The 13,752-nt window shown below is 31.0% G+C and carries 11 protein-coding genes; 1 reads left to right on the forward strand and 10 read right to left on the reverse strand.

Annotation, left to right across the window (positions count from 1 at the left end):
• Window positions 1-105: 105 nt before the first annotated feature.
• The 9 genes from BN350_RS06180 to BN350_RS06220 all read right to left on the reverse strand — a co-directional run bounded on the left by BN350_RS06180 (window position 106) and on the right by BN350_RS06220 (window position 10,387).
• Window positions 106-1,752, reverse strand: a complete 1,647-nt coding sequence (locus tag BN350_RS06180; protein WP_028042813.1) for an ABC transporter permease — start codon at window positions 1,750-1,752, stop codon at window positions 106-108.
• A gap of 9 nt (window positions 1,753-1,761) precedes the next feature.
• Window positions 1,762-2,886, reverse strand: a complete 1,125-nt coding sequence (locus BN350_RS06185; protein ID WP_028042814.1) for an ABC transporter ATP-binding protein — start codon at window positions 2,884-2,886, stop codon at window positions 1,762-1,764.
• A 23-nt stretch (window positions 2,887-2,909) separates the two neighbouring features.
• A complete protein-coding gene (locus tag BN350_RS06190) occupies window positions 2,910-3,941 on the reverse strand; it encodes an ABC transporter substrate-binding protein (RefSeq protein WP_028042815.1) in 1,032 nt (343 codons plus the stop codon).
• A gap of 100 nt (window positions 3,942-4,041) precedes the next feature.
• Window positions 4,042-5,760, reverse strand: a complete 1,719-nt coding sequence (locus BN350_RS06195; RefSeq protein WP_028042816.1) for a class I mannose-6-phosphate isomerase — start codon at window positions 5,758-5,760, stop codon at window positions 4,042-4,044.
• A gap of 12 nt (window positions 5,761-5,772) precedes the next feature.
• A complete protein-coding gene (locus tag BN350_RS06200) occupies window positions 5,773-6,312 on the reverse strand; it encodes a glucose-6-phosphate isomerase family protein (RefSeq protein ID WP_028042817.1) in 540 nt (179 codons plus the stop codon).
• Window positions 6,313-6,324: 12 nt separating this feature from the next.
• Entirely contained in the window at window positions 6,325-7,101 is a 777-nt protein-coding gene (locus tag BN350_RS06205; RefSeq protein WP_028042818.1) for a glucose-6-phosphate isomerase family protein, read from the reverse strand.
• Between the two features lie 131 nt (window positions 7,102-7,232).
• Window positions 7,233-7,946, reverse strand: coding sequence for a GntR family transcriptional regulator (locus BN350_RS06210; RefSeq protein WP_028042819.1), 714 nt, complete (start codon window positions 7,944-7,946; stop codon window positions 7,233-7,235).
• Window positions 7,947-8,147: 201 nt separating this feature from the next.
• Window positions 8,148-9,536 (reverse strand): NADPH-dependent glutamate synthase, encoded by a 1,389-nt coding sequence (gene gltA / locus BN350_RS06215; protein ID WP_028042820.1) that lies wholly within the window; start codon window positions 9,534-9,536, stop codon window positions 8,148-8,150.
• Entirely contained in the window at window positions 9,536-10,387 is an 852-nt protein-coding gene (locus tag BN350_RS06220) for a sulfide/dihydroorotate dehydrogenase-like FAD/NAD-binding protein (RefSeq protein ID WP_028042821.1), read from the reverse strand. Before BN350_RS06220 ends, gltA begins: the two co-directional genes overlap by 1 nt.
• Before the next feature lie 1,384 nt (window positions 10,388-11,771).
• Here BN350_RS06220 and BN350_RS06230 point away from each other — a divergent pair.
• On the forward strand, window positions 11,772-12,560 hold the full coding sequence (locus BN350_RS06230; protein ID WP_028042823.1) for a Cof-type HAD-IIB family hydrolase: 789 nt from the start codon (window positions 11,772-11,774) through the stop codon (window positions 12,558-12,560).
• Between the two features lie 514 nt (window positions 12,561-13,074).
• Here BN350_RS06230 and BN350_RS06235 read toward each other — a convergent pair.
• Window positions 13,075-13,752, reverse strand: a complete 678-nt coding sequence (locus BN350_RS06235) for an ABC transporter ATP-binding protein (protein WP_028042824.1) — start codon at window positions 13,750-13,752, stop codon at window positions 13,075-13,077.

A 13,752-nucleotide genomic window follows, 5' to 3' on the forward strand; every position in this document is an offset into this window, starting at 1 on the left:
TGAATCAGGTTGATTCCTTTATACTTGTATATTTTATGATTTACTTTTTCTTAGTATGTTAGATGAATCTTATTGATACAAATCTAATAAAAACAAACTTATCATTTAAAAAGCAATTTCTTTTGTTTTAGAGAACTTCATAAATATAAATAATGAAATAACTGTTATCAAATTAAGGACTGTTGCATAAGCAGCTGCAGTTCCATATGACCCACGTGATACTTGTACATAAATAGATAATGTTAAAGTTATTGTTCCTCGATTATATAAAATAATAGCTGTTGATAATTCTGTAATAATAGTCACCCAGCTTAGGATTGCTCCGGATAAAATACCATTTGCCATCATTGGTACAGTTACTTTAAAGAACGCCTGCAATTTAGAACATCCCAAAGATATTGCAGCCTCTTCTACTGTCATTGGAATTTGCTGTAGTATCGCAACTGAGGATCGAATAGTATATGGTAAACGACGAACAATCAATGCAATAATCATAATGATTGAAGTTCCAGTTAAGATAAGTGGTGGTCTATTAAAAGCAATAACCAATGCTATACCAACAACAGATCCAGGAATAATATAAGGAACCATTGACAGTGTATCAATAATATTATTCAAAAGATTTCTACGTCTTACAACTAGATAAGCAATTAAAATTGCAACTAAAATAATAAACAGCAATGCAATTCCACCAATAAAAAAAGTATTTTTAATAGCATTCCCTAAATCTCCTGCAATTCTTTTATAACTATCTAAGGAATAACCACCCGAGAAAATATATCCTCTTGTTTTTAGAAACGATGTATACATAACATAAATTTGTGGTAAAAAAGCAACACCAACAACAAAATAAACATAAATATGTATCAAAACATTTGATAATCCATGAGCCTTTTTACGTTCTATTGTATTCATTGAATTCATTTTAAACGAATAATGATTACTTGCCCATTTTTGAGCCAAAAAGATAAGAGCTGTAATAATTATAGCAATCACAGATATTGCTGCAGCAAAGCTATGGTTAGTTCCTACTTCACCAAAATACTGATTATATATTTCTACTGGAAATGTCTTATAACCTTCACCAATTAATAAAGGTGTTCCAAAATCAGCAAATGCTCTCATAAAAACCAATAATGTTGATGCCAGAATTGTTGGCATACAGAGTGGAACAATGATTTTAAAGAAACGTTTTGTTCCAGTACATCCCATATTTTCAGATGCTTCTAATAATGAATTATCAATATTTTTTAATGCCCCTGAAACATATAAGAATACTAATGGATATAATTGCAATGATAAAACAAGTAATATTCCTTTAAATCCATAAATACTCGGAACAGTCCAGCCTGTTAAAGATTCAATAAATTGAGTTAACAATCCAGATCTTCCTAATAATAAAATCCATGAATAAGCACCTATAAATGGTGCTGACATGCAGCACAATATAATGATAATCTGAATCATAGATTTACCTTTAATTTCATACATATTATAAAAATATGCTAATGGAACACCAATAATTAAAGTCATAACTGTTGCACATACAGAAACAACAAAAGAATTAATAAGTGTTTCAAAATAATATGATTTACTAAAAAACTTAATGAAATGTTCTAAACTCAAATGACCATTAGAAATAATTGATTCTTTAAGTATACAAAAGAGCGGATAAAGTAAAAACAATGCATATAAGGTAATCAAAGATATTGTAATGACACGCCAAACATCAAATTTTTTCTTGTTTTTCATCTCATTCACCTAACTCTCATTCATCTCAATACTATCATTCATAACTCCCGTTAATATATTACAAGATCCATCTTCATTAAAAACATTAATCTTTTCAGTTTTGACAGTCAAATAAATTTCCGTACTTTTATCAATAATACTATCAATCTTTGATTCCTGAATTATTTCCAGTTCTTCACCTGTTTCACTATGAACTTGATAATGTGTATTTAATCCTAAGAAAATGCTTTCTTCAACAATCGCTTTTATTCCTTCTTTTTGATCAACATGGATGATAAATTCCTCTGGTCTAATAGAAACAAGAACATCCAGATCTTTTTGATATTCTTCTCTTATATTCGTCATTTTAACTTGATAATGATCACTTAATTGTAAATAACATCTACCATCTTTAACTGTCAAATGTGACTTTATAATATTTGTTCTTCCAATAAATGTTGAAACAAAAAGATTAGATGGTCTTTGATAAATATTCTTGGGTGTTCCAATATGTTGAATATCGCCATCCTTCATCACAGCAATACGATCACTCACAGCCATCGCTTCTTCTTGATCATGAGTAACATAAACCGTTGTAATGCCAACATTGTTTTGTATTTGTTTAATAACAGTACGCATCTCAACACGTAATTTGGCATCCAAATTACTTAATGGTTCATCCATCAGCAAAACATCTGGCTGAATAACTAAAGCACGTGCTAATGCAACACGCTGCTGTTGTCCACCTGACAATCTTTCTGGTAAACGATCAGCATATTGATCAATATGCATCAATTTCATAAATTTTGACGTTTCTTTTTCAATTTGATCTTTAGAAACTTTTTTATTTTTTAATCCAAATGCAACATTATCTTTCACTGAAAGATGAGGAAATATTGCATAATTTTGAAAAACCATTCCTATATTTCTTTTGGCTGGATCAATATCATTAATACGTTTATCATTAAAATAAAAATCTCCACCTTCAATAGAGTTAAATCCAGCAATCATACGTAATAAAGTTGTTTTACCACACCCAGATGGTCCAAGGAGAGTGAAAAATTCACCCTCCCTGACATCTAGAGAAAGATCGCCAATAATTGTATTATCACCGTATTTTTTTACAGCATTTTTAATCCTAATTTCGACGCTCATATTTTTTCTCCAATCTTTACAATTTATTTAGTATCACGTTTAATATCAGCATATTTAGCTTGCCATTCAGCTTTATGATCAGCACAATATGAAATATCTTCATATGCAACATTAATCTCTGACATTGGTTTCATAAATTCATTAGTAGATTTGATTGTTGTATTTGTACCACGAACAGTTAATCCACTGATAATTTGTTGTGCTTCTTCAGAAATCAAAAAGTCAATAAATGCTTTTGCCTGTTCCATATTAGGAGCATTTTTTATAATAGCAGCTGAAGCTGGTAACCATACTGCACCCTCTTCAGGATAAACAACTGTTACATCAGCACCATCTTGTAATAATGAGACACATGGATCTTCATATGATACACCTACTGCATATTCACCTTCTGCAACACCTTTATAAATTGCAGATGAACTTGATAATTCAACACCATTTAATTGTTTCACAAAATCTTTAACATAATCCCACGCTTTTTCATCATATGGTTTTTCTCCCATAACCAATAACATGTTTGTCAATTCTGCCCATGCACTAGATGATGATGTTGGATCTCCTGAAGCTATTTTACCTTTTAGTTTTGGTTGTAATAAATCTTTATAACCCTTAACTTCTACACCCAATTCTTTCATTAATTTATTATTCAAGATAAAACATCCAGATCCTGATAAAATGTAATTTGTAAAATATCCAGTTGTATTACGATAATTCTCATCAATTAAATTTTCATTAGGAGATACATATTTTTCCCATAAATCAGGATTTGTTGTATAGACACCTAAATTCATTCCACCCCAGAGAATATCTGCTTGTGGATTGCCTTTTTCTGAATCAATACGTGTAACCAATTCTCCAGTTTTCCCTTGTACAAGTTCAACCTTAATTCCTGTCTTTTCTTCAAAAGCTGGAATAATAGCATTCACTTCATTCTCTGTGTTAGGTGAATAAATCACAACTTTTCCAGCATCTGTTTTTCCACTGTCTCCTCCACATCCAACAAGCAATGATGCAGCTAAAGAACCAGCAAATAAAACTTTCCAAAACTTCTTCATAAACTTTTTTCCTCCTCTATTTTGTTTTGAATTCACTTACTTTCCCAAATCATCTTTTTCCTCTTTCAATCATCACCTCTTTATGAATTTATGTAACAGCTTAGTTACGCACATAAGCCTTTACAAACTTAATGAGTTCTTCCTCTTGAACAGGTCTTATTGTATATTCTTTTACCGCAGCGGGAATGATAAAAGTTTCTGCATAGTGAACAATAAATGGATCAAATAACTGCTGTGGACTTTCTATCACTGCTTCACTTCCTTCTACAAGATTAAGCATATGAACACTATCTTCACAGGAATGATAAGTCTTTTTATTTGATGTAAAACGTCTTGTTTCTATAAATTCAAATTCATGTAAACCTGTTTTTTCTTCTAAATAATCTTGTTGATCATGTATAACTTCAATTTGATTAACTAAATTATCCTTAACCCACTGTGTTTGACGATCCCATTGAATATTTTGAATCCCATCTTCAATATGAATAGGACGGGGGAGTCCATCTAATCCTAAACGATTCCAATCCCATAATTTAAATGTAAAAATATAGGGTGTAGCACTAATTTCTAAAACCATGCACTGCGATGATGAACAATGTACAGTTCCAGCAGGTATCAAAAAATGATCATGTTTTTTTGCAGGGAAGAAATTAATATAACGATCAGCATCAAAACTGCTTTTACCCACTTGTGCATCTTCTAAATCATGAATCATATCCTCAGGACAGACATTCTCTTTTAAACCTAAATAAACTCCTCCGCCTTCTTCACAATCCAAAATATAGTAACTTTCATCTTGTGTGTATGTCATTCCAAAATGAGACTTTATATATTCAGTTAATGGATGAACTTGTAAACTTAAATTTTGTCCTTGAATTGTATCTAAAAAATCAAAACGAATAGGAAATTCTGCACCAAATCGACAATAATTCTTCATTCCTAATAACTCTTTTGGTCGATAAAGGACCAAATCCATAGCAGGAATTTCAATTCTTGTTTCATTATATTTCAAATATAGACTGTTTTCCTCAGGAACTCCATCAAAACTCCATGCATAATTTTTTTCATTCTGATTAAGCCCACATACTTCTTTCATCCATTGACCACCCCAAACACCAGGATCAAAATAAGGAACTAAACGAAATGGTTGTTTGACAATTTGTTTCAATCCTTCTCTTAATGCATTTCCAGTAATCATTTTCGGCTGATTCTTCATATGGCTATCAATTAGAAAATCAATATCATTAAACATCTTTATCTTTTGTTTATCAGCAATTCTCCACTCTATAAAAAAGCCTCTTTTGTTTTTAATCAAAATATCTTCTTTATCATTATCCTGTTTGAAATTTGGCATTCCCTGTCGATAACGACATTGAATTTCCCAGCGTGATAAATCGCAATAAATATAAAGATCTCCTCTACTTATGAAACTCGCACCTACACCATAAATAAGAATACGTTGTTGACTTTGAATTTTTTCTTTCATTACCTGAAGTTTATGATAATCAATAAAATCTTCCATCTTTCCATAATACATCACACCACGTACACGATCATCTGTCAAATGTGACTTCATCATTTGATTTAAAGTATCTTTATCAAAAAATATGTCTTCACTTCTTAATACAATCTCAGGCTTATATATATCACAAATCATCTCAAGAATTTCATCATCAATCCCTAGATAGCATTCAACAGTTAAACAAAATTCCTTCTCCAAAGATAAATAATCTAATTTCTTTTTAATTTCATTTTTATCCTTATAAACTTCATGATCAAATCCATTAATTTTTATTTCTGGATATTTATTATAATTCATATCTCCATCATCCTATCTTTTTATAAATTCCAAACCATTTCTTCTTTTAAAAATACGATATCCAAATTCACTCTCCTTGATAGATTGATAATCATGTCCTGCATCAGTTGACCAGCAAGCACCAACTTTTAAATCACTATCTCCAACATTCACAAGCCGATGCGCCCAATGTCCATCAATATAGTGCAGTGAACCCTTGCAAACCTTTTGTGCCCATGTATATCCTGACTCATCCATGAATAGTAGCAAACCATCTCCAGCAATTCCAAAATAGATTTCAGCACAATCCTTATTGACATGAAAATGCCCCTTTGTCATATTGCACTCTTCAAACGATAAAATGGGTTTTAATATCGTTAAACCCCAATTCAAATGCCCAGGACCCTCTTCACCCTGAGTATAAGAATAGACCTCATAAACAATTGGATTATCATCCCTCTTCCTTTCATAGAGATATGCAACATCATCATACATCTTAAGATTGTGCTGAACTTCTAGACCCTCTATAACTCCATCCATATGATGAAAAACATATGGTTCAACAACTTTCATTCAATTATCCTCCTATGGAATAAAATTTTCCCATAACTCTTTAACCATTTGAGGTTGTGAAACAAACAAAAATAAATCCGGATCAGAGACAAACTGTTGATATATTGGAATATCTTTAGCAATATGAAACTCTTTATATTCTCTTGCTGTTTTTATAACCAAATGGCTTTTTAAGTAATGATGATTCTCTTGAAAACAAATTTTTTGTTGCTTAATAATAGGTTGCCATGCCATTCCACCATGTGTTTTGACATCATCATATACAAAACCATAATCTCTGACACACCATGCACCAAAAGTTAGATTTTGTGTAGTATCTGCCACAACGGTTGCATGTGCCCAACCTGGAGGAACAATTACAATATCACCTGGTTTTGCATAGACAGCAAAACATCTCCCAGGATAATCATGAGCACTTTCCTGCATATAAATATAAGCTTCACCACTCCATATTTCATAAACTTCACAAGTAGACATCTGACAGCTTTGTGATATAGCATGAATATGGCCTTGTGAATGAACCGGCTGTATTCCCAATGTCCCTTTTGCATATGTCACAACGCCATACAAAAGGTTTCTCCGAATTATATTTTGTCGATCATTAACATTTCCAACATCCATTGCAATAGCATAAACAATATCCGGACCTAAACATTGTGGATTTAAAAGACTACTACTAATATCTTCACGTTTTCTATATTCAACAGTTGGTCCAAATGTATTATCACCATATTCAAAGCCTAATGGTTGATATGTAGTTTTAATTTCAAAACCCAGATTCAATTTCATGTAGCACTCTCTTTTCTATTTGTTATAACATTACAATGTTATTATAATATATATGCAGAAATAAATCAACACACTTGTTAGAATGTTATAACATTCTAACAAAAAAGAAAAATAATGAGGTTTATATCTCATTATTTTAAATCAATCATTAATTCATATCCATTAGCAACATAAGTTGAATAAGTATATTCAATTGGCACCTCATCACAGTATCCCATACGTATACGATGCATCACTGCTCCTTTTTTAGTAATTTGGAATAATTCTTTTTCTTTATCAGTCATAATTGCTGCTGTTATTTTTTCAATGACTCTTGTTATAGGATAACCAGCATTTTTTAAATTCATATATAAAGATCCTGATAAATCATCTTGAGCTGTTAAAGAAACAATTGGATTAATATACGATTCATAACAAGCAACTGGTTGATTATCAATATAAGTTTGACGAACAAGTTTTAAAACTTTTTGATTGGAAGATATATCAAAAAAATATGCACCATCAATAGGTATTTTATGATAAGATACACTTATAACACGTCGATCATTCAAATTATTCTTTTCCTCAATGCCATGAAAAGAAGATTGAAACGATGTTGCAACAGTATTTTCACATTTTAAAACTATTGTTCCTTTTCCTCTTTTTCTAGAAATCAATTTTGCATTAAGCAATTTATCCATTGCTTGTCTCACAGTTATTCTAGATACATTAAACTCTTCCATAAGTAACATCTCACTTGGTAAAACTTCTCCTTCTTTATATTCGCCATTAATAATTCGTGATTCTAATATATCATAAAGTTGACTCCATAGTGGCTTTTGACCACTTTGATAACTTAATTTCATAATTTAACTTCCTTTCATTATTATTAATTTTATTATACACTATTTTTCCAATTATTGTAAACAAGCAGTTATACCCACCTATTCAAGCTAAATGTTATAACATTACGACCACATAATATCATATTTTTTGTTATTGTCAACTATGCCATTAAGAAGATATGTCTAAAAGAAAAAGGACAATCGAAATTGTCCTTAAGATATTTATTTATTCTTTAATGCTTTATCAATCGCTTGAGCCGCTTTTTTTCCAGCACCCATTGCTAAAATAACAGTTGCAGCACCTGTGACAACGTCCCCACCAGCATAAACACCATCTTTACTTGTTTTCATACTATCTTCATCTACAATGATACCGCCCCATTTTTGAGTTTCTAATCCTGGAGTTGTTTGTCTAATTAATGGATTTGGACTTTGTCCAATAGAAACAATGACAGTACCTGTTTCAATTGTAAAGTTTGATCCTTCTTTAACTACCGGTCTTCTTCTACCACTTTCATCAGGTTCACCTAATTCCATTTCCACACATTCCATTGATTTTACCCATCCATCTTCACCTTCGATTTTCACTGGGTTTGTCAATAATTTAAAAATAATGCCTTCTTCCTTTGCATGATGAACTTCTTCTGCACGTGCAGGTACTTCTTCAGCACCTCTACGATATACAATATAAACATCTTTTGCTCCTAAACGCTTAGCTGTTCTTGCTGCATCCATAGCAACATTTCCAGCTCCAATAACACATACTGTATCAGAAATCTTCACAGGTGTTGGATGTTCTGGAAATTGATATCCTTTCATTAAATTGACACGTGTTAAAAACTCATTAGCGGCATAAACACCATTTAAATTTTCACCAGGTATATTTTGGAAACGTGGCAACCCTGCTCCACTTCCTACAAAAATTGCCTCATATCCTTGTTCTTGTAATTCATCAATTGTAATTGATCTTCCAACCACAACATTTGTCTCAAAGTCAACACCAAGTTCAGCAACACCATCAACTTCACTTTGAACTAAAGCTTTTGGTAAACGGAATTCAGGAATACCATAAGATAAAACTCCACCAGTCTTGTGTAAAGCCTCAAAAACAGTCACATCATAACCTTTTTTAGCAAGTTCACCAGCACAAGTTATACCAGCTGGTCCACTTCCAACAACTGCTACCTTCTTACCATTCTTTTGAATATCTAAAGGTTTCTTTGTTCCATGTTCTCTATGATAATCAGCAACAAATCTTTCTAAACGACCAATTCCTACTGATTCTCCTTTAATACCACGCACACATTTCCCTTCACATTGATTTTCTTGTGGACAAACACGTCCACAAATTGCAGGTAATGCATTTTCTTTTGTAATAATTTCATATGCTTCTTCAAAATTCCCTTTTGCAACTTCAGCAATAAATTCAGGAATAGGTACACCAACTGGGCATCCCTGTTTACAAGGCTGATGTTTACAATTCAAACATCTTGTTGCTTCTTCCATCGCTTGATCACGCGTATATCCTAAAGAAACTTCTTCAAAATTTTTATTTCTTACATTTGGTTCTTGTTCAGGCATTTTTACCTTTTCTAATGACATATTAGGCATTATTTCACACCTCCCATTAAGTTACACATACGATTTGCATTTTTTTCTACAACTTCATGTTCCTCTTCTTTAAACATTCTCTGACGTGTCATCAACTCATCAAAATCCACTTGTAAACCATCAAAATCTGGTCCATCTACACAAGCAAATTTAATCTTTCCATCAACACTAACACGACAGCAGCCACACATTCCTGTTCCATCAATCATAATAGGATTGAGTGATACAGAAGTCTTAATATTATGAGGTTTTGTAACACCAACAACAGCTTTCATCATTGGAACAGGTCCAATTGCTATAACTTCATCAATAACTTCCCCTTTATCAATCATATCAGACAAAACTTGAGTGACAAATCCTTTACGTCCTAATGATCCATCATCAGTTGTAATATAGACATTCTTACAGAATTTCTTAAATTCATCAGCCCATAATACATATTGAGCTTCACGTCCACCAATAATAACATCAACATCCACACCCATTTGTGCCAATGCTCTTAATTGTGGATATAAAGGTGCACTACCTACCCCACCAGCAACACCTACAACATGTTTTGACTGATGTAATTGAGTTGGTTCTCCTAAAGGACCAACAAAATCAGTTAACTCATCACCTTCATTTAAATTCGATAATTCTTGTGTTGAATAACCAACAATCTGATAAATAATCGTAATTGTTTCTTTTTCTCTATCAAAATCAGCAATAGTTAGTGGGATTCTTTCACCATCTTCATTCACTCTTAAAATAATAAATTGTCCTGGTTCACACTTTCTTGCAACAAATGGAGCATGAATTTCCATTAATTCGACAACATCATTCAATTTCTCTTTACGTATAATTTTATACATTCGCATCATCCCCTCTTTATAGTTAAATGGAATTATATCATAATGTCTATTGTTTCGCAATAAAAGTTCAATATTTGTCATTTATTTCTAGAACTATCCGAATTTTTCTTTTATTTTTTAGTATATTTATAAATAACATATTGAAATGATATGCTATAACACAAAGAATTATGAAAGAAGATATGCTTATAATCCTAACTTTTCAATAATATGATTAATATCTACACAGTATTTGTATCTCTTTCCATTTGCATAATTATCATGATAAAGTTGTGTCTCCTTTACAATAAGATGCAAATATTTTTCTATATAGGCAACAATAAATTTCCCATATGCAGAATCATCAAAATAATATTTTCTAAAATATCTAGTATGTATAGGAAACATTTTTATATAATGAAGCCTATGTTTTCTATTACTCCTTGTTGATTTTCTATTAGGCAATGAAAAATAAGTTTTTTAGCATTACCAATATTTGATCTTAGTGGTAAAGCAAACATATATTTTTTACCTTTATATTTAAATTTTAAAATAACCAAAAAAGATATCCATTTTGGATCTTGACCCTTTAGACAACTACATAAAAGTGAGTAATATTCTAAATTATTATCCCGTTACTCTCGGAGACAAACATCAATCTTTCACAATTCTTTACTCTATGAGTATATCCCTATTTATTTTCACAGTTAAGTATTTGCAACAATGAAATCATTCTAAGCAATATATGCAATCAGCAATTTCATAACAAAAACAAAATTTGCTTTATGCTATAATACATACATGGAACAATCAAACGGTTGGTAGTTATGCCCTGGTCGATAGATTAAGGGCCGTTCACCTTGTTGCATAGATATCTTCAATTGAAGAAATATGAATGGAGGTGATGTACATGAATGAATATCAAATATTAATGGTCATGATATCCTTTTAGGGTTATTTATACCAATGATTGTGAAATTGCTTCTTATCATTATTGAAAAGAACGCAAAAAAATAACTACCCCAGCTCCTCAGAAAAGTTTGGGTCGTTAAGCTCAGAAATCCAGGGCATAACCGCTAATCGATTATTCCTTTCATTTATATCCAATTTTTAATAAATATCAAGTATTTTATGCTATTTACAAATCTCACATATTTGTAAAATAAAATGACTCTTATGATCAAAACAATTTATTTCACAAGACATTAAGTTCTTATAAAATTTATGATGATTATAAAAGTATAACTTATTACTTGTAGAAATAAATATACTTTTAAAAATATATAACAAAATTGATATTTTATCATTTACTTTATATTTTTATCGTATAATTAATATTTTATCATAACGTTATTGACGTTTATAAAATTTATAGATATGATTATTAAAGAAAAGAGAGGTAACTATGGAAACAAAATTAATATTCTTCGATATTGACGGAACAATTTTAGATGAACACACACATACAGTTCCCCTGTCAGCAACACAAGCAATTATCAAAGCACAACAAAATGGACATCAATGTTTTATCAATACAGGTAGACCACGTTCTACTATCGATAAAGTCATTACTGATTTACCTTTTGATGGATTTATTTGTGGTTGTGGAACTTATATAGAGTATCATAATCAAGAACTCTTTCATACACAGCTTAGTGATGAATTAAGACGTTTAGTTATTCAAAGTTCTTTTGAATGTAGTGTAGAGGCCGTTTTAGAAGGAAAAGAAGGTGTATACTTTCCAAAAGAATTTCATCATCGATTCATAAAAGAAGTCAAACATCTCTATGAACTTGCCGACTTCCCTGTTTATACATATAGTAAGGATGATCATATCATGTTTGATAAATATGCAGCATGGTATCATGATGATTCAGATATTGAAAGATATCGACAAACACTTTCACCTTATTTTGAAATTATTCAAAGAGATATTGATTTTTTAGAAATCATTCCATTAAACTATTCAAAGGCAACCGGTATTCAATATATCACTGATTATCTTCACAACAAACATGAAAATACAATCAGTATCGGTGATTCAACAAACGATTTATCTATGTTAGAATTCACAAAAGAATCCGTAGCTATGGGAAATTCTAACCCATTACTCTTTGATATCGTAACATTTATTACAACTGATATTCAAGATAATGGCATTGAAAATGCTTTAAAACATTTCAATCTTATCTAATGCCAAAATACCAGAACATTAAATTCTGGTGTTTTAAATTTATGAACCATTATAACAAAGACGTGGAGGGATAAAAATATGTTTATTGCCTTTCTTTACAGCTTATCACAATATCATAAGCAAAAAAGATACACTATGCAATAGCCGATAGTCTAAAGATCATGTCTTCAGGTTTGATGAATTCTATGAAAAGAGCATAAGCAAAAGCACTTATACGAATATACTTTCTTAGAACACTAATAAATTTCAACAACAATATGATATTCTTCATTTTCAAACATTCATCCCTCTTCATCTTTTCAATATTATTATAAATGAATATAATCACTATGATTTCTATATGTCTTTCCTAATAGTTATAAAAAATAAAAAAAGAACATGGGGAGATGTTCTTTTCTTATTTTTTATAGACGAATTTATATTTAGGGAGAGGGGTCGTCTATAGTTTGTATTATGTGTCTTTCTTAAGACACTTATATCATACAATCCTGATATGAATTCTCTGTGAACAGAATTAAATTTTTTCTAATTTTCCTTGATTAATTTGTAATTGTACATCTAAACACTGTGCAAATTCCTTTGAATGTGTGACAACAATAACACATTTATTCTTAACATGTGCCAATTGGATAAAGGTCTGAATAATTCCTTGAGATGTCTCTAAATCAAGATTACCTGTTGGCTCATCACATAGAATTAAATCAACATCTTTTGCCATTGCTCTAGCAATGGCAATTCTTTGCTGTTGTCCACCAGATAGTTTACGAATATCACGTTTGCTTTCTTCTTCACTTAATCCTAGTTCTTTTAAGATATCTAAAGCATATTGTTTTTTATTAGGAACTTTAATACCAGCTATATCCATTGCACTTTCTACATTTTGAATAGCATTCATATAAGTAATGAGATTATATGATTGAAAAACAATAGAAACATGATTACGACGATATTTCGTTAAACCAATCTTTTCTATATCTTCACCTTTATAGATAATTTTACCTTGTTTTGGTTTATCTAAGCCACCCGCCAAAACAAGCGAAGTTGTCTTACCGCTGCCACTTGCTCCAACAATGGCATAAGTTTTTCCTTTTTCAAACGTATAACTGGCATCTTTTAAAATGTTCACTTGTCTTGATCCATCTTTATAATAATAACCTACATTTTCAAACGCTAATACTGCATCTTCCTTCAT

The organism is Candidatus Stoquefichus massiliensis AP9 (assembly GCF_000455285.1).
In the GTDB taxonomy this organism is placed as follows: Bacteria; Bacillota_I; Bacilli_A; order Erysipelotrichales; family Coprobacillaceae; genus Stoquefichus; species Stoquefichus massiliensis.